The 24,165-nt window shown below is 43.8% G+C and carries 12 protein-coding genes; 10 read left to right on the top strand and 2 right to left on the bottom strand.

The features are described 5' to 3' along the window. Positions 1 to 4 precede the first annotated feature (4 nt). The 4 genes from FHW88_RS16570 (at position 5) to FHW88_RS16555 (ending at position 7,249) form a co-directional block, all read left to right on the top strand. Positions 5 to 1,873 (top strand): RagB/SusD family nutrient uptake outer membrane protein, encoded by a 1,869-nt coding sequence (locus tag FHW88_RS16570; RefSeq protein WP_176626989.1) that lies wholly within the window; start codon positions 5 to 7, stop codon positions 1,871 to 1,873. 344 nt (positions 1,874 to 2,217) lie between these two features. After that, positions 2,218 to 4,794 carry a TIM-barrel domain-containing protein gene (locus tag FHW88_RS16565; RefSeq protein ID WP_176626987.1) on the top strand — a complete coding sequence of 859 codons (2,577 nt, stop codon included), beginning with the start codon at positions 2,218 to 2,220 and terminating at the stop codon, positions 4,792 to 4,794. A 697-nt stretch (positions 4,795 to 5,491) separates the two neighbouring features. Beyond that, on the top strand, positions 5,492 to 6,253 hold the full coding sequence (locus tag FHW88_RS16560; RefSeq protein ID WP_090525960.1) for an SDR family NAD(P)-dependent oxidoreductase: 762 nt from the start codon (positions 5,492 to 5,494) through the stop codon (positions 6,251 to 6,253). Positions 6,254 to 6,331: 78 nt separating this feature from the next. Further along, the gene (locus tag FHW88_RS16555) at positions 6,332 to 7,249 is read left to right on the top strand and encodes a helix-turn-helix domain-containing protein (RefSeq protein ID WP_176626986.1); all 918 of its coding nucleotides are present in this window, start codon (positions 6,332 to 6,334) and stop codon (positions 7,247 to 7,249) included. A 224-nt stretch (positions 7,250 to 7,473) separates the two neighbouring features. Here the strand turns inward: FHW88_RS16555 and FHW88_RS16550 are convergent, their stop codons facing one another. Next, entirely contained in the window at positions 7,474 to 8,268 is a 795-nt protein-coding gene (locus FHW88_RS16550; RefSeq protein WP_217633115.1) for an AraC family transcriptional regulator, read from the bottom strand. A gap of 108 nt (positions 8,269 to 8,376) precedes the next feature. Between FHW88_RS16550 and FHW88_RS16545 the strand changes: the two genes are divergently transcribed. From FHW88_RS16545 to FHW88_RS16520, 6 genes are all read left to right on the top strand, one after another. Continuing rightward, positions 8,377 to 9,696: a TolC family protein gene (locus FHW88_RS16545; protein ID WP_176626984.1), complete on the top strand. Its 1,320-nt coding sequence runs from the start codon at positions 8,377 to 8,379 to the stop codon at positions 9,694 to 9,696. Between the two features lies 1 nt (position 9,697). Further along, positions 9,698 to 10,765 carry an HlyD family secretion protein gene (locus FHW88_RS16540; protein ID WP_090525957.1) on the top strand — a complete coding sequence of 356 codons (1,068 nt, stop codon included), beginning with the start codon at positions 9,698 to 9,700 and terminating at the stop codon, positions 10,763 to 10,765. Continuing rightward, a complete protein-coding gene (locus FHW88_RS16535; protein WP_176626982.1) occupies positions 10,758 to 12,347 on the top strand; it encodes a beta-carotene 15,15'-monooxygenase in 1,590 nt (529 codons plus the stop codon). Before FHW88_RS16540 ends, FHW88_RS16535 begins: the two co-directional genes overlap by 8 nt. A 26-nt stretch (positions 12,348 to 12,373) precedes the next feature. Further along, the gene (locus FHW88_RS16530; protein ID WP_176626980.1) at positions 12,374 to 12,781 is read left to right on the top strand and encodes a hypothetical protein; all 408 of its coding nucleotides are present in this window, start codon (positions 12,374 to 12,376) and stop codon (positions 12,779 to 12,781) included. Between the two features lie 830 nt (positions 12,782 to 13,611). Then, positions 13,612 to 19,332 carry a T9SS type A sorting domain-containing protein gene (locus FHW88_RS16525; RefSeq protein ID WP_176626978.1) on the top strand — a complete coding sequence of 1,907 codons (5,721 nt, stop codon included), beginning with the start codon at positions 13,612 to 13,614 and terminating at the stop codon, positions 19,330 to 19,332. After that, positions 19,329 to 20,027 carry a hypothetical protein gene (locus FHW88_RS16520; RefSeq protein WP_176626976.1) on the top strand — a complete coding sequence of 233 codons (699 nt, stop codon included), beginning with the start codon at positions 19,329 to 19,331 and terminating at the stop codon, positions 20,025 to 20,027. Before FHW88_RS16525 ends, FHW88_RS16520 begins: the two co-directional genes overlap by 4 nt. A 121-nt stretch (positions 20,028 to 20,148) precedes the next feature. On the opposite strand, the gene FHW88_RS16515 is transcribed toward FHW88_RS16520, so the two are convergent. Then, complete coding sequence (locus FHW88_RS16515) at positions 20,149 to 23,805, bottom strand: ABC transporter permease (protein WP_176626974.1); 3,657 nt, start codon at positions 23,803 to 23,805, stop codon at positions 20,149 to 20,151. Positions 23,806 to 24,165: the final 360 nt, after the last annotated feature.

The following is a 24,165-nucleotide window of genomic DNA, read 5'->3' as shown; positions in this document are numbered from 1 at the left end:
AAACATGAAAAGCAACAAACTCATATACCTGTTTTTAATTGCCTGCATTTCTGTGGTTTCCTGCAAAAAATATCTTAATGTCGTACCAACAGAGCTGGTTACGCAGGATGCTGTTTTTAATAATATCCAAAATGCCGAAGGTGCCTGGAACCATTTATACGCATCGCTAAACAATAATGATATACAGTTCATTTACGGAGGGGGAACAGTTTTAGGGGCCTGTACTGATGAATGTAAAAACCATTGGGAAAATGTACCCGAATTGCCGTTTAATTCAGGTGCCTGGAACGCTACCAATAACTCACTCGATATCTGGGGCAGGGCTTACCAATATATCCGTTCTGCAAATATCTTCCTGGCAAGTATTGATAAAACCCCCGTTCCTGCTTCGAGGAGTGATTACTATACGCCGCGCATTCCGCTTTACAAGGCGGAAGCGAGGTTTCTGCGCGCTAATCAATATTTTGAATTATTCCGAAGATACGGCGCCGTCCCTTTAATCAATACAGTTTTAGCCACAACAGATCCGGCGGCCACCACCACAACAAGAAATACCGTTGATGATGTGGTTAAATTTATCACCTCAGAATGTGACGCCATTGCGGAAATTTTACCGGTAAATTATGCCAGTGGCTCAGCAGATTATGGGCGGATAACCAAGGGCGCCGCGTTAGCATTAAAGGCCCGTACTTTACTGTATGCAGCCAGCCCGTTATTTAACGGAAACACTATGTATGCCGGTATTAAAAATGCCGATGGAACGCAGTTATTTCCTCAGGCCTATGATAACAATAAATGGCTACTGGCTGCCAACGCAGCCAAAGCCGTGCTAAACCTGAATACTTATTCACTATCCAATCCCAACCCAACAAACCCTGTTGATAACTATGCGCAGTTGTTTTTTACCAGAAATTATGATGAGATCATATTGCCATATATTATGGGGAACAACAGAAATTTCGAAGGTAATTATTTACCTAACGGCCGCGATGCCAATGCCGTTAACGGAAACGGAAAAATGAGTGTATTCCAGGAATTAGTTGATTCGTACGAAATGAATAATGGCAGGCCAATAACAGACCCTCAATCGGGTTATCAAGCTACGGGCTTTTGGAATGGCCAGTTATGGGACGGTGTAAGGAATACGCCTGTATCCAATATATCAAATATGTATAAAAACAGGGATCCCCGTTTTTACGCTACTATATTTTTTCAGTACGACGTTTGGAATTACACCAACAATGCGAGGCCTTTAAAATTTGCCTGGTTTGGCAATAACGGCGGTGGTTGCGACGGCTGGCCTAAACCTGGTACCAACTGCGAAACAGGTTACAACTGGCGTAAATGGGCCGATCCTAATGTTAATTTAAAAGGTGGCGGCGATGCAAACCGTAACTTTCCGATTATCCGTTTGGCCGAGATATATTTGATTTATGCTGAGGCTATGAATGAATATTTAGGTGCGCCAAATAGCGATGTATATAACGCTGTAAACGCCGTACGCAGCCGGGTATCTATGCCGGGCTTACCCATCATCGCTTCTGATAATACAAAAGAAGGTATGCGGAAAAGGATCCAAAATGAAAGACGTGTGGAGTTTGCCTTTGAAAATCAGCGTTTTTGGGATGTTCGCCGCTGGTTGATAGCTAAAACTGTAGACAATGGCAATATGCACGGCATGAACGCGAGACCTACACCTGGCGAACTGAACTCTACCGGCTTAGATCCTAATAGTGAAGCTGCAGGTGTTGCGGTGTTTTATAAAACGGTGGTAGATCAAACCCGTGTTTTTGCCGACAGGCATTACCTGATGCCAATACCTCAGACCGAGATTAATATCGACCCGGCACTGGTACAAAATTATGGATGGTAACCTAAACCCTTATATCGGCTGACTTGCTCTTACCTTCGGTTTTCAAATAACGCTGTGTAAAGATAAAGCCAGGACGGCTAACTAAAGCGGTTGTTTTGAATAAGACAATCGCTTTAGCCTGGCCGTTGATAAGCGAAAAGTAAACGGCAGGATACCTGTTATCAATTTTAAGTCACCCTTGTTTTTTAATATCAAACAAAACCGGATTCTTTAAACCGGAAAGCTATTGTATGCCCGTTCACAACTGCTCGTCAGCTAAATAAATACATTATCTGGTCGGATACGCCCCCGTTCAGCTCTTATGATTATTCCTGATCACAGTTTTAAAGTTCACTTATATGCTCATGTCCTACAAACATAAAACAATAACATTTTTTAAACTATTAGCCTGCTACCTAATCTTTTTTGCAAGTAACTCATATGGTCAAAATGATAATCAATTAACGCCCGACCCAAAAGCTGTTGTGCAATCCGGGAACGTGCGGTTTACCGTTCTTACAGATCAACTAATAAGATTACAATGGGGGCAGCCCGCAAGTTATGATAACAGGGCCTCGCTGGTTGTGGTTAACCGAAAACTGCCTGTTCCTGAATTCAGCACGCGTACGGAAAACGAATGGTTTTACCTAAAAACCAAGAAGATTGAGCTTGCTTACAAAATCAATTCAGGAGTATTTGATAGCACCAACCTAAAGATCCGTTTTTTGAATGCTGATACGGTATCGTGGAAGCCGGGGCAAAAACAAAAATTCAATTTAAAAGGAACTTCCCGCACCTTAGATGGGCAAGACGGTGAAATGAACCTGTACAGTAATCAAAAACTCCAATTGGAAGATGGTATCCTTTCACGGGATGGCTGGTTTTTTCTTGACGATTCTCAATCCTTAAGATTAGATGACTCTGACTGGCCCTGGATAACCGCTCCTGGTGCCTCAAAATTGGATTGGTACTTTCTGGGCTATGGTGATGACTATAAATCCGCGTTGTTGGATTTTAGCAAAATTGCAGGTCACGTGCCTATGTTACCACGCTATGTATTTGGTTACTGGTGGTCGAGGTATTGGAGTTACTCGGATAACGAGCTTCGGGAACTGGTGCAAAACCTGAAACGATTTGATGTACCTACTGATGTTTTGGTGATAGATATGGATTGGCATACCAGGGGCTGGACAGGTTACACCTGGAACAAAAACCTTTTCCCCGATCCAGGCAACTTTTTGAAATGGGCAAAGGACAACCATTTAAAAACCACATTGAATCTCCATCCGGCAGATGGTATCCAACCAACAGAACAACGTTATAATGATTTTGCTGCCTATATAAAGACCGATTCCTCCCAAAGGAAAGCTATCCCGTTTGAAGCATCAAACAAAGTGTTTATGCGTGGCTTATTTGATATCGTATTAAGACCAATAGAAAAAGCCGGCGTTAATTTTTGGTGGCTGGACTGGCAACAATGGCCAAACGATAATAAGATCCCCCAACTAAGTAATACATGGTGGCTTAATTATACATTCTTTACTGATAAGGCAATGCATAGCCAAAACAGGCCGCTGTTGTACCATCGATGGGGAGGATTGGGCAACCACCGTTACCAGATTGGATTTTCGGGAGATACTTTCATGTCGTGGGAATCACTGGCTTATGAACCCTATTTTACAAGCACTGCATCGAACGTTTTATATTGTTATTGGAGCCATGATATTGGCGGGCACATCCTCAAGGGAAACGAAAAAGGGGTAGAGCCTGAACTTTATACACGTTGGTTGCAATATGGTTGCTTTAGCCCCATTATGCGAACACATTCTACTAAAAACGCAGCTATCAAAAAAGAGATATGGAATTTTGCTCCGGAGTATGCTACAGCACAACATGATGCCATCAGGCTGCGTTACGCGCTCGTGCCCTACATTTATGCAATGTCAAGGAAAACGTTTGAAACCGGCATCGGGCTTTGCCGGCCAATGTATTATGATTATGCGAAACAGCCGGAAGCTTACAGCTATAAAGAAGAGTACATGTTTGGCGATAATATGCTGATCAGGCCAATTACAACACCATCTAAGGATGGCTTCGCCACAGTTAAAGTTTGGTTGCCGAAAGGAAATGATTGGTATGAGTGGTCTACAGGAACTTTGCTAAAGGGAGGGCAAATACTTGAACGTTCATTTTCGATTAACGAATACCCGGTATATGTAAAAGCCGGCTCGGTAATACCCATGTACAATAATCAAATTCAAAATCTGGACAAAAATCCGAATAACCTAACGGTGGGAATATTTCCGGGAGGTAGCGGTAATTTCCAGGTTTACGAGGATAACGGAAACAATAAAAATTATAAAAACCAATTTGCCAAAACTAACATAGCATCACAGCTCGACGACAAAGAGCTGATTGTGAATATAGCGCCTACTGTGGGCAATTATCAAGACATGGCCGAACGGAAAAAAATTAAAATAAAGGTATTTGGTACCCAGCCGCCGTTAAAAGTATCGGTGAACGGCAAACCTCTGCAATTTAATCCTGATGGCCGGGATGGCTGCTGGAATTATGATGGTGACAATCTATGTTTAAATATTTTGCTTCCTGATCAAAGCTGCAAGGTTGCAAGGCAATTACGCATAACCTATAACGAGTCACCAGGAACCTTGACAACTGCAGGGCTTGTAGAGAAGTTCAAACGCTTGTCGATGATAACATCTGTATTAAAAAATGGCGACAATGGTAATGATGGTATTTATATTCCGAAAAATCTTGGTTTTGCGGAGGAAACTAATCGTTTACTGAGTTATCATCCAATGAATTTCGCAAGCTATTTAGAGAATTTTGAGCGCCATTATAAACTTATCCCAGAAGAAATTAAGTTGCTTAAGCAGGTTGGTGAGCAGGAGAGGAAGAATCTCATAAAATTACTCCCGTAGGTTCAATAGTTAACTAATATTGACATATAGCTGCGGTTCGATTAAAGACGGTTTAGATATTTCAAATTTATCTTATTTATTAAAATAAAGCGGCAAACCGTGTTAGGTCATCTGAAAAAAACGTTTGTATAGCAGACGGGTTTGAGTACTATTTTAGGCAAGTTGTCAATTCATTGACAACTTTTTTTATGCTTTTATTAATTGCGGATAGCCGACCCTGCCTCGTGGGATAATCACTTAATCTGTTTGTTTTAACCGGGGCTCTGTTTAGTTCGCAATGATTGATCCACATGGGATGGACAGTATTAACGTTAATTCTGATGTTAATGATAACTGGCCTACCGTGGAGCAAACATGGCTTTATAGATCAGCTCTAAAAATTTCTAATAATATTTAGAGCCTCACAAACGTCTAACTATAATAGGCCATGAAAAAAATCACGACCTTGTTTTGTTTACTGCTTCTCAAACAAATCACCGTCGCCCAAAGCTGGCAGGACATCGTCCTGCCGAATCGACCAAATATTTGAATGCTACTGTACTGACGAGCCCGGCTGCCAACTAATGGCGGCCAGGCAATATCGTAGGCTGGGTAGCCCTTTTAAATAATAGAATAATTTGGTTAGGAATATCCTTGATTTGGTTAAAACGGTACAACTTGTGATACAGACCTTTGTGCTACTAAAAAAATTAAGCAAATGGAAAGTCAAGATCATAATCAACTGATCGCGCTGGTAACCGGTGCTAATCAGGGTGTAGGGAATGAAATTGCTAAAGCGCTTGCCGCTAACGGCTATATTGTTTATTTGGGTTCCCGTAACCTGGAGAACGGCAAAAAGGCAGCTGCCGAGATTGGCGATAATGCAAAAGCAGTACAGCTGGATGTCACACAGCAGGAAAGTATCAATGCGGCGGTAGCTAAAATAACCGGTGAATATGGACGCCTGGACCTACTGGTGAATAACGCGGGTGTCTCTCACGCAGGAACGGCTCCCAAAACCCCGGAGGAGTTAATGGCCACCGGTCGCGCCGTTAACGTATCGCTGGATGAAGTACGCACCGTTTGGGAAACCAACGTTTTCGGTGTGATCGCTGTAACCCAGAAGGCGTTGCCCTTACTGCGAAAATCGGCAGCAGCGCGCATCGTTAACGTATCCAGCGGCCTTGGCTCCCTTACATGGATTTCCGATCCGGAATGCTGGGCACGTGAGCATTTCGGCATCGTCTATGCTGCATCTAAAACTGCTTTAAATGCGGTAACCCTGGCTTTTGCCTTAGAGCTGGAGAAAGAAGGGATCAAGGTAAACGCGACCAGCCCGGGTTATACAGCTACTGCGCTCAATAATTTCCAGGGAACAGATAGCCTGGAAATGGGTTCGCGTGAGCCAGTACGCGTCGCACTCGAAACAGATGGCCCGACAGGTGGATTTACCGGCCCGGAAGGAAAACTGCCCTGGTAATTCGATTAATCGCAATTACCTGGCACTTAAATGACCGGCGGCTGAGGCAGTTGCCGGTCATATTAAGTAATTTTAGCTATGAAAACAGAAAAGCCTAAAATCGCTAAAGTAGAATCGATTAAAGAGGTTCACCGTATGCTGGATCTCCCAGGGCCTAAGCATCCGTTGATCACCTTGTTTGATACACGCGACGAACGGATCAATTTAAGCTGCTTACCGGTCAGTTACGTGACCTCGTTGTACAAGATATCCTTTATTGAAAAGCTGGGCGGCAAGTTTAGATACGGGCAGGGTTATTATGATTTTGACGAAGGCAGTATGGTATTCACCGCACCTAACCAGGTGGTTGGCAGCACATCCGTATATAAAGGAAATGAAGGTTATTCGTTGATCTTTCATCAGGATTTTTTGCAAGGTTTTCCCTTAGCTGCCAAGATCAGGCAGTATGGTTTTTTTTCATATTCATCAAACGAAGCGCTTCACCTTTCTGAACAGGAAAGAAAGACCATTTCATCCATTTTTAAGATCATTGAAGAAGAGTTGAACAGCCGCATCGACGATTTCAGCCAGGAGGTGGTCATTGCGCAGATAGAATTGCTTTTGACGTACGCCAAACGCTTTTACAAACGTCAGTTCCTTACGAGACAGGCCGCCACCAGCGACCTGCTTCAGCAGTTCGAAGCGGCACTCAACAGTTACTTCCAAAAAGAAATGCCAACAAAAAAAGGGCTGCCCACCGTTCAGCACCTGGCGGATCGATTAAACTACACACCAAATTACCTGAGTGATATGTTGCGCTCGCTCACCGGGCTTAGCGCACAACAGCACATCCAGGAGCAACTGATCGAGAGATCTAAAGCATTACTTGCCACATCCACATTGAGCATTAGCCAAGTCGCTTATCGATTGGGATTCGGGCATCCGCAATCGTTTAGCCGCCTTTTTAAGATCAAAACGCAGCTATCGCCTGCTCAATTCAAATCTTCATTGAATTGATTAAACTTACTTTCTGTTAGCGGATGGGGTCAGCGCCCAAGACCTTTGTATGGGAATAAATGAAGACAAGGGTTTAATGACATCTATTTTTTCACAGGCGGACTTAAAAGCTGGCAAGAGCCACAGCCAGGGCAGAGATTGGATATTCTACTATAGATGTGCAAAGCGTACGTGTGTGGGTAAGCGGTACTGGGAAAGCTTGACCGTTCGGCTGACTTTTCAGATCAACGCCTCCGCAAGTCAGACGGACGTGATGAGGTGAAAGCATAAAATGTATCACTAAATGACGCAACACTGGCATACCCCACCTCAAAAGCAATATCAGCAATAGGTTTTTGTGTTTTAACAATCATCTCTATCGCCGTTATCATACGCAGGCTCTTAATATATTGTAAAAAAGAAATACGTAATTGCGACTGAAACAGGCGCGATAACGACCGCTCGCTCATGGCAAAATGTTCGCTTACATCAGCTATAACTAATTTTTCGCTTATATGGCTTTCTAAATAATTCATGATCTTTTGCATTAGCTCATGTTCAGTTTTGGGCAACATAATAGGCAACGACCTTTTGTTTAAGTCGGGTAGCATATTCTTCAGCGCTACCAGGAAATCGAAATTACGATCGCCAATGCCGATATGGAGTTCGTCCCAACGCTCGGTATAATTGATCATTTGGATCAGCAACTCGCTAGCCGGATAAATACCCAGTTTGCCATAAAATTCATTCGCGTCGTCGTTGGTGGAATAAAAATAAAGTGATCGTAAAGCTGTTGCGAAAACACCCACCCGAAGTTCATGTATCAGGCCCTGCGGAATCCAGAAATAATGCCTTGCAGGCACTACATAGGTTTTGTTTTGTGTAGTGATATAAGCCAAGCCGCCCTCAACGTAGCTTAACTGGCCCTTGGTATGGGTATGAAAAGGGATTAATTTCTCTGATCTTTCATGCATCACAAAAACCGAATCCGGTTTATTATCAATTTCGGGGAGAGAAGCTATTAATCCAATTTTCGTCATTAGAATATCATCGCAGTTCAAAGTTAATAAAAATTGGCCGGAATGATGAAAATATTGGCAACTTAGGCGAAAGCGAGCAATTATGAGAGGCATATTTTTGCCACAAATATGTACTACAGTAAAATATTGATCGCATTTGCTGGTTTGTTAACCGCCAATATCGCATATAGCCAGTCTAAAAACACTGCCATTCTTACATTGCCGGAGGCCTGGCGCAAAGCCGAACAAAACAGCAGGCAGGTTGAGATTACCAGAAAAGCCAATTTGATTGCTGACGAGGAGATTAAGGACGCAATAATGGAACGGTTGCCCGAAGTAAGTTTGCTTGGCAGCATTGAAAAGGCAACCAATATGCCCATTTATGAAAATGGCCTTTTTTCTTCGCACACGCAGGAACACGAAATTATACACACTTTATACAAAGCAGGGGCCGATTTTTATCTGAACCTTTATAATGGCAATAAGCTTAACCTTAAAATTGAAGAGAATAAGCTATTGTACCAGATTGCGGTTATCCATAATAACGAAGCGATCTCTGTCATCAGGTATAAAACGGCTGCGCTGTATCTTGATCTTCAAAAGGCCCTGGTCTTCAGGAAACTGATCATTAAGGATATTGCCGATCAGGAAAAACAATTGTTGGAGATAAAAGCCCTTCAAAAAAATGGGGTGGTCTTAAAAAGCGATGTGCTGCGTGTTGAACTGGATCTTTCCAGGCGTAAGATGGCTTTGGTAACAATTGAGAATGATATTCTTATCGCTACGCAGAAACTAAACATCATTATGGGCGAACCGGATGAAAGTGTGATCATACCCACAGAGTTCGATTCAATTGACGTGCCAGAATTGCCTTATGAAAAATACCTCGCCGACGCAATGGAACATTCCTTTGCGTACCATATTTCTGAAAAGCAAACGCAGGTTAGTAAACTGCATCTTAGCCAGGTAAAAGCCAACTATCAGCCAAAGGTTGGGCTTTACAGCGATTTTTCATATGCTAACCCGCAAATATTCCTATTTCCCTACAATCCTGCCTGGTACTCGCTTGGTGTTGCCGGTATCAGGGTTACTATGCCGCTATCGCAACTTTATCAAAACAGGCATAAAGTGAACTCGGCTAAACTGGAGCTTGATAAAGAAGAAACCACTCATAAAGACATTGAGGACAAAGTACGGCAACAGGTTAAAGAGGCTTACTTACGATATAAGGAATCGCTGGTGCAAATTGGTGTGGCCGAGGTTGATGTGGCCCATGCACAGGAAAACGCCCGCATTATTAAAAATACCTATTTCAATCAAACTTCATTAATTACCGACTTGCTTGATGCCGATGTGCAGGTGCTGCAAACACGCTTTGAACTGGCAACCGCACGTATTGTGGCTCAAAACAAATATTATCTACTTCAAAACATCACCGGCGTACTTTAACATGAAAAAAAAGCATATAGTAACAGATCGAATTATTACCAAGATAACCGGTTGGATAGCCGGCCTTACCATTATAGCCCTGGCTATTTGGGCCGTATTTACACTTTGGGAGTATCATGAGTATGAGCAAACTAATGACGCACAGGTACAGGAGTACGTAAACCCTGTTATATCGCGTGCGGGAGGTTTTATAGTGGCTGTAAAGTTTGAAGAGAACCAGCCGGTAAAAAAGGGAGATACCTTATTAATCATAGACAACCGGGAATACACTTTACAAGTTGCGCAGACCCGGGCAGCTATACAAAAAGCCGAGGCACAGTTAGAGGTATTAAAAAGTAACATACACACCACGCAAAAAACTGCCGGTTCTGCTAAAGCTCAAATTAAAGCAAGCGCTGCAAAAGTTTGGAAACAGCGGCTTGACTTTGAACGTTATTTGCGCCTTTATAAAGAGGAGTCAGCTACTAAACAACAGCTTGAAAATGTTCAGGCTACCCTGGATGTAAACAATAGCGATTTCCAGTCGGCAGAGGAAAACTACGGAGCCGCAGAATCAAAAATAGAAGATATTATAGCAGAAAAGACGGTATTAAGGGCAGAAATTGCACGTTTAAAAGCTTTGCTTGACCGCAACATGCTTGACGTTGAATATACCGTTATCAGGGCTTCATATGATGGAAGAATGGGCCGTCGTACGGTAGAGGTCGGTCAAATGATTAATGCTGGCGAAGTGTTGGCCTATATTGTTGATAACGAAACTGACAAATGGGTGATAGCCAATTATAAAGAAACCCAAATTGCCGGCATGCATATAGGTGATACCGTAAAATTTGTTGCCGACGCATTTCCGGACCAGGAGTTTAAGGGCACTATCATTTCATTGTCGCCCGCGACCGGTTCCAGCTTCTCGTTGCTGCCTCCGGATAACTCTACCGGTAACTATGTGAAAATTGTTCAGCGTGTGCCGGTACGTATCAGGGTCGATGCTGAAAAAAAGCAGCTGGCCATGCTTAGAGTGGGGATGAATGTTAATGTTTACGTTCCAAAAAAACAGCAGCGCCATGGATAGGGGGATTCCAATTTTTAGAAGCTGGGTTCCGGGCTGGGCTATTAAGATCATCCTGTTTTCACTTATCCTGCCCACGCTGGTGCTTTTTTTTCTGCCATTTGCAAACATCAATGCGGCAGCAGGCTATTATGGCAGCGAACCGGCAGATATACAATTTGCAGTAGCTTTGTTTTATGCCGGGTATATAGCCTTTTACAGCCTTGAACGGCGATTCTTTAACTTCCTGGCAGCAAAAGAATATTTTATCATTTTTACCATGTTGGAGTTGCTGACAACACTGGTATGTTATTTAACCAATGATCTTTATATATTATTCCCGATCCGTTTTTTCCAGGGGATGTTGTTCTCCAGTACAGTAAACCTGTCTTTATCCCTCATGTTTACCCGCCTGCACAGCGAAAGAGCCCGCGAAATAAGCTTCTCGGTTTTTTTCGGAATGCTGATATGTATTCTGCCCTTTACCAATTTGGTTACCGCCGATTTGATAGACTCTTATAATTTTAACCTGGTTTACAAGGGCGCATTGTTCTCTTACCTGCCATGCTTGTGCCTTATCATGCTGTGTATGAATAACGTAAGGTTAAACGCCCGGTTTCACTTATACAAACTCGACTGGCAGAGTTTTGTGTTTTGGAGCATCATGCTCACTTTGCTGGGGTATATTAGTATTTATGGGCAGGAATATTATTGGTTGGATGATGCCCGCATTTACTATAGCGTTGCCGCTATGATAGTTAGCACATTGATTTACATTGTACGCCAAAGAGGTTTAAAAAGACCATATCTGCATCTGGGTATATTTCGCTTTCGCAATTTTAAGTTCGCGGCCTTTCTAATCTTCATACTTTATATATGTCGGTTTGCGGTTAATATCACCAATTCATTTTTTACAGGTGTACTTAAGCTTGATCCTATTCACGTAAGTTATATAAACAGTTGCAACCTGGGCGGCCTCATAATTGGTATTATAATTTCCGGTGCTATGATCCTGCAGAAAAAAAATATCAGGTTTATCTGGTTTCCGGGCTTTATATTATTGCTGGCTTTTCACGTCATTATGTTCTTTTTGTTTGCTACAGAGGCAAATGAAAACAACTTTTACGCTCCGCTTTTTATGCAGGGGATAGGCGTGGGGATGATCATGGTACCCACTATTGTGTATGCCATCTCTGCAGTGCCTGTTGCAATTGGCCCGTCAGCAACTTCGATATGTTCAACTATGGGGTATGTTGGCTTCTGTGTTAGTGCTGCAATCATCAATTTTTGCGAGCTCTACGAAAAAAGCCGGCATTACAATGCATTTCAGGACCATCTAACAAAAGTTGACCGGTTTGCATTGCACGCGCTGGCCACGCGTGGGACCGAACTGTTGTCAAAGGGGCTCTCGTTAAAGCAAGCCGGTAAAGGCGCAAACAAGCAGCTGGTTGGCGCCGTTAATCAGCAGATCCAAATCAGGTTCGCTATGGATTATTACGAAATGATGTCAATGATGCTGGTCGCAACCTTACTGCTTATTGCTTTATTCCCTTATCTAAATCGTACAGCGGTTTACCTGCGTTCGCGCCGGCTTGTACCTGCATAATCTAATTACTTAATATTAAACAACAAATGAAATATATAACCCTGTTGGCTATTATCATCGTCAGTATAACTGCATGCCAAAAAGATAACCAAAACTTTAAATTAAAAACGGTTACCATAAATGCCTACACAAACAAAAACTCCGAATTACAGCATATTTACGTCAAGGTAGTTGACGCCGCAGATAATCAGCGAGTTATCGGTAAATCTGCTTCGTATCCGTCAAGCCTGCCATTGCCCGTTACGCTGGGTATAACTTCGAGCCTCAAACAAGCGCTATATAAACAAACATGTATAGTGCAGTTGTGGGCCGACTCTACAGGTTTGATTAGTTCGCAAAAAATGAATATGGATAGTTATAAAATCATCTTTCCGTTAGAGATGGATGTCAAAAATAAAGACATGGATGTTACGCTGTCAGGTAACTGGGACTAAGCATTAACTATACCGAGATTTATAAAAAAAACAACAATATCATGGCCACGGCTTTTGAAGTCATCCAAAAACTTCAGTCGGAAGGTTATACCATAGATTTAATCTAATAGCAAACTGCCTTGAATGTCATCAGAATGCATTGAAGGTGCATCCGGACGAGTTTATAGTGGACAAAGATTACCGGCTTGAAGTGATGTCTGCCGAAATCAGCTATTCCTGCCATCAGCAAATTCCAGTATTCAGCAGTTGATGGCAGTTTGCAATAACATCCAAACCGGAACTTATTTCTGGTCGAACGGTTACGCGGTCGGGTAGTGCAACGATGGCGCAAATAGCAAAGTAAGATCATTAACCATTAAAGTTCATCACGGGACTATTAAATTAAACACGGTAGCGGATAGTAAAAAGCGATCAGTTAACGCTAAAGAAATCAAAGAAGGCCAGGAACAAAAGTTTAATTTTAATAGATTGAAGATATAAGATCCTGGTTGAATTTTAGAAATAGTGTACCGGATCGTTTTGTAAGAACGAATCAACTAACACTTGTGTCAAAGTGTTTTATGAAAAATGTCGCCAAAAACCCGGCACTCAATTTCCCATTAAAAAATATTATATTTACTGCTACTAATCTTATCGCTGTAATGTATGAATAAATATATACCCCCCTTTACTCCCAGTAACTCATTATCCGCTAAAGTTTTTTAAAGCCAGTAACTGATTTAATGAAGTCGAAATTTTTACTGGCAATTTTATGCTTGTTGTGCATAATAACTGCGGTTAAGGCCCAGGCCCCTAAAATCACTTACACCGCCGGAGCTAAAATATTTACTTTGGGAGTTCCAATCCAAACGTTAGTGCCTGTAAACACCGGAGGCGCAATACCTCAGGGATATTATGGACAGGTTACCACTCTTTGTGGCAGTGGCCGGCCGGGCTACCAGGATGGTAGTGCTGCAACCGCAAGCTTCGGTGCTGTACGTTCACAATGCGTAGATGCAAAAGGTAATATATTTATGGCCGATGAAGCCAATCATGTTATTCGCAAAATAACGCCGGCCGGTGTTATGACTACGTTTGCTGGAGGTAATGATATTTACAAAGATGGCGTTGGCCGGTCTGCGGGCTTCGTTGATCCCCGCGCAATTACAGTTGATGCTGCCGGTAACCTGTATGTTATGTCAGATAGGAGTGTGCGTAAAATAACCCCCGACACTGTAGTGACAACAATAGCGGGTGGTGGCCCTTATGGCCCGGTTAATGGTATTGGTGCCGATGCATCTTTTGGTTATCCTCTTTCAATCGCTGTGGATAGCAAGGGTAATTTATATGTTGCAGACTATGATATCAAGGCCATCCGTAAAGTAACACCACAAGGTGTTGTTACAACATTTGCAGGTAGCTTTGGCGATGCCGGATCAAATGATGGAAATGCAATAACGGCCAGGTTTAATAGTATCAATTGCTTAGCTGTAGATAAACAAGATAATATCATCGCGGGTGATTATGACAGGATAAGGAAAATAACCCCGCAGGGCGTTGTGACAACCGTTGCCACCGCCGAAATGTTGGGTATTCCCTCAAATAATTATGTAACCAGTGTAGCCGCCGATGCTACAGGCAATATTTATTATACAGCCAATCAAATCATAAACGTTATTTCTCCTGCCGGTATAATAAACCGGGTAGCCGGTACTCCCGCCGATGGTTATACGGCAGGCGGCAACACAGATGGAATAGGCACCATAGCCCAGTTCAGAAGTCCTAATGCGCTCACTTATGACACGAAAGGGAATATTTACCTGGTAGAATATCAGAACTACCTGGTTCGGAAAATACGAGTTACTGGTTACATTATAAATAAACAGCTGCCTGCGGGCCTTAAATTTGATCAGCTTACAGGTAATATCACCGGCTTTGCTACAGAAATAACTCCAGCTTCAGATTATGTTGTAACTGCTTTTAATGTGGCCGGCAGCAGTTCTTATACTCTAAATATAGCAACTGTCGCCAATGTTGGTAAGCCGGCCATTTCATCGTTTAACCCACTAAGTGGCCCGGCGGGTACTTTGGTTGCTATACATGGTAATAACCTGGTTAATACGCAGGGCGTGGTAATAGGAGGAATAAATACTGTAGTGTTGTCAAACACTAATACCGAAGTTGTAGCAATGGTTATGCCCGGGGCGTCAACCGGCGCAATAGCGCTTAACACCGCTAATGGTTATGCCACAGCGTCCAGCAATTTTGAGCTGGCACCAGCGTATGGTTCATTTACTCCGCAAACAAGGATAACACAGGCAGACGTGAAAGGGCTTGCACAATTTGGATGGGCAACCGCCTTGAGTGCCGACGGTAATACCTTAATAGTGGGAGCCCATAGTGATAATAACAATACTGGCGCGGCTTATATTTATACTCGAAATGGAGATAGCTGGAATATGGAAGCCCGGCTGTCTGGTCTTGATGTAATAGGAGCGGCCAGGCAAGGAGCATCGGTTGCTATAACGGCCGATGGTAATATGGTAGTAGTAGGTGGCGAAGGCGATAATAATGCGACAGGCGCAGCCTGGATATACACCCGAAGTAGCAAAATATGGACACAGCAAGGACAAAAAATTGTTACTGCAGCATTACCCCGGCAACAGGCGCAGGGCAGCCTCGTAGCAGTAAGCGCCGATGGATCGACCGTTGTAGTAAGCGGATCTTCGCAGAATAATTATTATGCTATGATAACGGTGTATAACCGTGCAAACAATGTTTGGTCAGGTACAAATTTACAGCTGCCGTTCGGCTTTCAGCCGGGTAATACTTTGGCTATTAGTGCTGAGGGGAAGGTAATTGCTGTTGGACAACCAACTTATGGCAGCAGCAGAGGCACGGTGCGCGTTTATACTAAATTAGGCGATAGCGGATGGTTATCCCCGCCCTTTGAACTTGTGCCAGACGGCGTTGCTGATGGTTCGCAGTTCGGCAGTTCGATATCGGTAAGTGCTGATGGAAAATATGTGATAGTAGGCGCGCCAAATTTTAACAGCGGACAAGGTGCTGTATGGGCTTTTAAACGTGAGTTCCCATCAACTATTAACTGGACGCAAAACACCAGAATAGCGTTGCCTGCAGCTGCTAATAACGTGCGTATGTTTGGCCGCCTGGTAGGTGCCAGCGCCGATGCTTCAACAATTGTTGCGGCTGATGCAGGAAATACAGGCAAGGATGAGCTTAGATTTTTTAAGCGTACCGACGATAAATATATCCAACAGGGAAACCCTGTATCACAAGCTGCAAGTAATGCAACTTATTATGGTGATGCCTTATCAATTAGCGCTGATGGCAGCATTGCGGCGGCGGGCAACCATTTTGATAATGGGGGAGTTGGTTCGGTGGCTGTTTACAAGGCAATTTTATTGCCCGAAGCCAATACTTTAAGCGCATCAAATATTGTTCTTAATGGCGCCTCATTGAATGGTACCGTGAATGGTAAAGGTATTGCAGCTGCCGTTAATTTTGAATACAGCACATCTTCCGATATGAGCGGGGCTAAAATTATACCGGCTGATGGCAAAAGCAGCGTAGCTGCAGATCAGGGAGCGGTGACTTTCAGCGTTGCACTGTCTGGCCTTGCACCTGGCGTAACTTATTACTACCGTATAAATGCATCAAGCACTCAAGGTACGGTAAATGGCATAACAAAAAAATTCACAACTATACCGGGATTGCCTGTTGTTACGTCTTTTACTCCTGCGAAAGGGGCGATTGGTACACTGATTACAATAAGCGGCGATAACCTTATAAGCCCCCAAAGTGTTATTGTAGGCGGTGTGCCTGCCCTGGTAATATCTGCAACCGGCAAACAAATGATTGCTATGGTTATGCCCGGTACAACTAAAGGAGGGCTTACTATCAACACACCCGCGGGGAGCGTGAATGCAAGTGGTAGCTTTAAAGTTATCAATACCTCGCAGCCAAATTTCCTGCAACAGCAAAGGTTGTATCTTGATGAGCCAGACAGCTACGGACGCTCTAATACTAAAGTAAATATCAGCGCCGACGGTAAAACCGCCCTTTTTGCTGCATATGTTGACCACGGGCAAAGTGGTGTTTGGATATACAAACGCAATGGAGATGCATGGGAAAAGCAAACCGATAATTTATTAACAGGAAGTCTTTTATTTTTTACCGCACTAAGTGCAGATGGCAACACCGTTGTTTTTACACACGACGGCGTTGCAACTGTGTATGTACGTGATGGTGAAATATGGTCAAAACAAGCCGACTTTAAGGCAATTGATCCTTTAAACGACGCCTATCCGTACAATATAGCACTGAGTGCCGATGGCAACACCCTTGTGTTAGGATCTACCAGCCACATGAATAACGGAGCGGCATGGGTTTATACACGTGATCGCGGTGTATGGACCCCACAGGGTGCCAAACTTGTTTGCCAGGGTGCCGTAGGCGGTATTGATCAAAGTGTTATAGTAGCTATAAGTGCCGATGGCAATACCATAGCACTGGGCGGTTACAATGATGACAACTATACCGGTGCTACCTGGGTATTCACAAGGAATGCCAACGGCGTATGGAGTCAGCAGGGTGCCAAACTAATTGGCACCGGAGCCAAACATTTGCAGTCGCAAGGGGTTGCGCTTTCGCTAAACGCAGACGGTAACGTGCTGGCAATAGGTAGCGTATCGTGGTATGATGGTTCACAAAACAGCGGAGTGTGGGTATTTACACGCAGCAATAATACCTGGAAACAGCAGGGCAATATGATAATACCCAAAGACGGCGCTAATAATTCTGCGTTCGGAGAGGCGTTGATGCTGTCTGCAGACGGTGCAACAATGATGGTGGGTGGCTATTTAACAGATTATTACGAGGGAGCAATGTGGTGCTACAAACGTACTGGCGATACCTGGAATGTGGTTAATAAACTTTATTTAAGAGAAGTTAACCCTACGAGCCTTGGTGCCTCAGTAAGCATGACCCCTAACGGCGCCATGATGCTTGCGGGGAGCGACAATACCGCAAGTACGCAAAGTTTTGTAAGAACGTACACTGCAATACCTATACTATCAACTAAGGATGCGGCTGACGTCAGTACTACTGGGGCTACAATTGCAGGTTCGGCTGATGATAATGGCAATGATGCCACGATACTGTTCAGGTATTGGGAGGCACCGAAAGTTGGCGATGGTAAAACTGTTAATGTGAGTACGGTAAGCGGTGGTTCGGGTATGGCAACCTACAATGCGGTACTGAAAAATCTTAAACCCAACACCACTTATATTTATGCCATAAGTGCGGTTACATCATCGGGCACTTATACGGCCGAATCAAACACTTTTGTTACCTCAACTGCGCCGGTTATTTACTCATTCACACCGCCGCGGGCGCAGGTAGGTACAACAGTGGCCATTACCGGTATAAATTTTAAGAATGTTACGGATGTTTCGTTCGGAACCACGGCCGCAGCTAAATTTAAAGTAGTATCGCCAACGTTAATCAACGCAATTATTGCCCCAGGCACAACCGGTGGGCAAATTATTGTTAAAAATAAAGACGGTTCCGGTATCGCAGATGGATTGCAATTATTTATTGTTCCGCAAGTGGATGCTGATGCTACCGTAATCCAACAGTATGGCAGCACTTATTTACGCACTGCGGCGACAGATGGATATCAATATCAATGGATGAAAAATGGGCAGGCTATTGCCGGTGCTACAGATGCCAGTTATGAAGTTAAAGAGCCAGCATCATACACTGTACGAGTAAGTGTCGACTCGCTTAGCCAAGTGTCATTGCCTGTAGTTATCGTATCTAAATTTATACTGCCGCAAAATGCTTTCCTGCTAACGTCGCAAAGTTTAACCTGCAGAGGCAGTGGCAACGGAAAGATTACAGTCGATGCAACTTATGACAGCTACAAATATACCGCCCACATAACCGGTAATGGTTTGGATAAATCTGCTCCGTTCACTAAAACCATCAACTTTGGCGGGCTTTTAGCCGGGACTTATAATGTGTGCATAACAGTAGAAGAAGATAAAAATTATCAACAATGTTATGCGGCAGTAGTATCGCAACCGGCAGACCTTGCCCTGTTATCTACCGTAAACGAGGCAAGCAAGACCATCAGTCTGTCGTTAAATGGGGGGGAAGTGTATCACGTAATGTTGAACGGGGTTTTACATAGCACCAGGGATAGCAGTATTGTATTACCATTAGCGGCGGGCAAAAATAAATTAAGCGTAACAACGGATAAGTTGTGCCAGGGCGTGGTGGAGAAGATCATTGATATTACTGCCCAACCGGCACCATACCCAAACCCTTTCAACGGGTCTATAAATGTGTTTATTGGTGATAAACAGGTTAAAAAGGCAATTATTGATATTTATTCAGTTAGTGGCTTGTTGGTGCTTAGTAAGCAGATAAGTAACCCTGCAAGCACAGTAACATTACAAACGGGCGGAATTGAGCTTCCTGGTAACTATACTTTAATGCTGGATACGGATGGTACAAAACAGGTATTTAAGATAATTAAAAAATGAAGAGATTAGTATTGTTGACGATATTTGCCGGTTTTATTTTTTGTAGCTGCGGAAAAAAAGGCGATGCCGGTTCAGATACAAAGTCACCATCGAAACCCGTTTTGATATTGCCGGCCCAAAACTCGGTGTGTGTGAGCGGTAATGGGCAATCAGGATCACAAAGCAGCATATTTTTTAGCTGGAATGCGGCCACCAATACCGACGAATACGAGATAACTATAAAAAACCTCCAAACGGGTACAGCACTTAGTCAAACTGTAGCTGTAAACCAGGTTTCGGTAGAGTTGCCGGTAAATACACCCTACTCGTGGCAGGTTATATCGAAACTAAAAAATACATCCGGTACGGCGCAAAGCGATACCTGGAAATTTTATAGCTCAGGGCCAGGCGTAGTAAGTCACGCGCCATTCCCGGCAACTGCTTACCAACCAGTTGATGGTGGACAATTACAGGCTGTGAATAGCCTCATTAGCCTATCATGGACAGGTTCAGATGCTGATAACGATATCATGGACTACGATATATACTTTGGTACCAATGCTGCTTCCCCATCGTTGTTGCAATCTCATATTTCGGGTACTTCATTAAGCAATATACAAGTTAAACCTGCCGGCATATATTACTGGAAGATTGTAACCCGCGATAAGCAAAATAATTTAAGTACTTCGGATATTTTCCAGTTTAGGGTTAAGTAGGATAACGCTTGTTTTGCCCGATAGGCTTTAATGGAGCAATAGTTCCTAAGTGTTGTTAAAGGACCGATTGAGTCAATCATCTGTTTTTGTTGTCGTACCAATAAAAGCGCCTTAGGTCTTTCTACTCACTCCTCAAACTCTTCACCGGGTTGGCCAGCGCGGCCACTATGGCCTTATAACCCACACTTATCCAGGCGATAGCCACCGAAGTCAGGATTGCCAAAATAAATATATCCGCGCCGATAGTAATTCGGTAAGTATAGTCCTGCAGCCATTTGTGCATAAAGTAATAACCTACGGGGGCCGATATGGCAAAGGCGATAACAATAAGCACCGTAAACTCCCTCGAAAACAGGTAAACGATATTACCTACCGATGCCCCTAAAGTTTTGCGGATACCAACCTCTTTGGTGCGTTGCAAGGCCATGAAGGATACCATTCCATACAATCCCAAACAAGAAATAAAGATGGCTATGCCTGCGAATAACTTATAAAGGGTGGATAACTCGTCCTCATTACGGTAAAAGTTTTCGATCGTTTTATCGAGAAACTGGTATTCGTACACGCCCTCCGGGAAGGTTTTATTCCAAAGGTTGTCGATACCGGCGAGGGTTTGTTTAACATTTTGCGGCTGAATCTTGATATTGAGCTTGCCGTATTGCGATTTCCAGGCTCCCATCAGTACCGGCGGGATAGCGCTGCGGAGCGAGCTTATATTATAATCCTTCACCACGCCGGTAATGCGGGCGTTCAGTTTCTTATCATTCCAAAGCATAATGAATTTGCCTATGGCTTGTTTCGGATCGGTAATGCCGAGTTTGTGGATCAGGGTTTCGTTAACCACGTAGCCCGCTATCGTATCCGTTTTTTTATACGGACCTCCGGCAACAAACCGGATATCATAAAGCCTGAAATAATCAGCATCGGCCCATTTGAGGCAGGCGGCAAAATCAACTTGTTTGGCTGCGTTATTGAATTTAAAATCACTGAACCAGCCGCTGTTATCCGAGGGCCCATACAAACTCAGGCTCACATCCTTAATCCCCGGCTGTCCCAAAAGCTCATCTTTCAAAGCGCCCACTCTCGATTTGCTTATGCTATCGCCCGGGAATGGAACCGTAATCACGGCATCCTTATTAAACCCGAGTTCTTTGTTCCGGAAGTAGTTCATCTGGTAAATCAATACCAGCGTTCCTATCACTAAAAACTGCGCTATGCAAAACTGCGCCACCACCAATATCCGGCGTAGTGAGATGCCGCTGGCGCGGCCCGCGTTGATCTTATTTCTCAAAGCCTCTATCGGCTTATAACCCGATAATACCAGCGCCGGATAGAAGCCGGCCAGGAGAGTAACCCCGATCACCATGCCCACTAAAAATAGGATCACAATTCCATCAGCAAGAAAACCACCACTCAACTGGATCTCGAGCAGACGATTGAGCATGGGAAGCGTTATCCATGCAATTACCGCGGCCAGTACAACGGCAAATAAAGTGATGATGAGTGTTTCGCTGATAAATTGCAGTACCAGCTGGTATCGATTGCTGCCCAATACTTTGCGGATGCCCACTTCTTTTGATCGGTTCACGGCCTGCGCGGTAGCCAGGTTAATAAAGTTAACGCAGGCAATGATGAGCAGGAACAAACCAATCAAACTAATCACGCTGATGAGCTGCTTACTAAACGGGTGACCGCTGTACACACCTACCTCGGTATTGAAATGCATATCCTTGAGGGCCTGTAATTGATAGCTCTGGTTTTTATTGTAAGGTGGCGGAATATGCTTTTTTGCGAAAGCTGCAAGCTGTGTATTAAACTGTTTTTTGCTTATATCGGAGGGCAAAATGATAAAACTATTCCGGTCGCCGAAGGTGCTTACCCAATCCTGGACATTGCCGTTCAGGTCGCCGCCTTTCTCAATGAGGGTGATCCAGGAGATGGCCAGCTTCATCGGAAAATCGGTATTTACCGGGGTATCTTCAATAATGGCGGTCACTTTCAGGTCGCGGCGGTTTTCATAGCGGATTGTTTTGCCCATGGCATTGTGCCAGTCGCCGAAAAATTTGTTGGCCTCTTCGCGTGATAGGATCACGGTTTTAGGCTCGGCAAGGGCGGTGTTTTTATCGCCGGCAAGCCATTTAAAATCGAAGATCCTAAAAAATTCGGGGTCGGCGTAATAGGCCAGGTCTTCCTTAAATTTTTTGAAGGTACCGGTATTGTGCACATCGCCGATGGTATAGTGCGAGCCGTCGTTTTTCATGATGTTGGCCGCCTGCTTTATTTGCGGAAAGTCGAGCTTGAGGCCTTCAACCATCGGCAGGGGCGTGCCCGAACCGGCATGCACACCATCGGGGCCGCTACTTACATTCAGGATGCGGTAAATACGGTCTTTATTGGTATGATAATTATCGAAACCGGTTTGGTACTGCACAACCAAAAAAATGAGCAAGCAGGCCGCGATGCCTATGGCCAGCCCGGTAACATTGATAGTGGCATAGCTTTTATTGCGCATCAGGTTGCGCCAGGCTATTTTGAAGTAATTTTTAAACATAGCGTAGGGATTTGTTTTTTTTACCGACCAGTTTTGGGCCGTTTGCTGGTTTAAAATTACCGTGCCATAGCGGGGCTGGCGCTCCATATTATAATTTGGTCGCTCTTTTTTCAATTCAAGTTTATATTCGACCGGACTTTTGCCGGTTAGTTGTTTAAAAGTGCGGTTGAAGGTAGTTTTTGAATTAAAGCCCGATTCGAAGGCGATGCCCAGCAGGGTGAGGTGATCAAAAGCTGGGTCCTGCATTTTGCGGGTAACCTCGGTAACACGGTACTCATTAATAAAATCGTTAAAGCTTTTTTTGAGTACAGTATTAACGATGCGCGATAAATCATTAGGATGCAGGTCGAGCTTTTCAGCCAGCGAGCGTAAATTCAGTTCCGGGTCCTGGTAATAGCGGTTGGCTTTCAGCACCTGCTTTAGCCAGGTGCCTTTTTGTTTCGATTCGGCCGGTAGCGCTGGTTTAAATACAGGCATCCTCGCTGGGGCCAAAGCAGCCTCGGGCCGTAAAAAAGCTACAACTGCGAACCGGATGGCCAGGATAGCCAAAGCCAAATACAAGGGATAATAAGCCTGGTTGCCTAAACCCTGGTGGAAATAAGTATAATCAATACCCGCAACCATCAACCAGCAGCAACACAAAATGAAGAAACCGGCCAGCAAGCTGTGCAACCAGCGCATTTGGTAGCAGAACCTGTCGCCGTTGTTGAATTCAAGGAGACGGTAATAGTTTTCTATTTGTTGATGGGATGCATATAGGTAGCTCAGGGCTGAGATGAACGCCAGCAATTCCAATACAAGGTTAAATTGTTGAAAAGCCGAAGTTTGATAAGCTGCCACTCCTGTTTGAATACTCTGGCTGGTTTCAAACAACTGAATACTAAGCTCAAACAATACAGGAACAAAATGCAGCGTATGCTTCAGTCGGAATTTATATTCCGCCCGGGTTGTCTGAAGTACATAGAAATAAACCAACGGTCCAAAGGCCAGCGAGAACCGCAGTGGCAAGCGGCCCCAATTGGGGATGTAGCTCGCCAACCCTACATCTACAGCAAGCAAGCGCGCTATGTATAAAACAACAACCATCAACGCCACTGCCAAAAACCGGTTTGCCGTTTGATTTAGTTTTTTGCCGAACCATAAAAGCAAAGCCGCGGCCAGGCCAAGGAAAACCGTTCCCAGGAATGTTAGGTGGTAAAGGTTGATATGGAATATGTAGGTTTTCAATTAGTTAACTTGGCTCAATTGGCGAGCCAAATTTACAACTTGCTTTTATTAAGATCGTTATGATTTGGTTTTGTGTTTGATGTGTAATGGAAGCGGACGGATGGGCGTACGGTTTTGGAAGGAGGTAGGGGAGAGAGGTTCAAAAAGTACTCTCAAATTTTGCTTAGATAAGCCGCATCACGAAGCGGTTAGGTTGAAATAAAATTTTTTAGATCAGTCTTTTGATCTAAAAAAACTGTTATTGATCGAAAAATAGTTACTTCTTTTCTAACGTCTATAAAAAATCATCTTAGGATTTTACTGACGTGGCTTTCATCCGGTCAGGTCAAATTTAGCTGCGATCTGCTTCAGGTTATAATC

It is taken from the genome of Mucilaginibacter sp. SG538B, from assembly GCF_013376065.1.
Taxonomy (GTDB): Bacteria; Bacteroidota; Bacteroidia; order Sphingobacteriales; family Sphingobacteriaceae; genus Mucilaginibacter; species Mucilaginibacter rubeus.
Note: the sequence above shows the minus strand (reverse complement) of the source record. Positions and strands in the feature narration are given on the sequence as shown.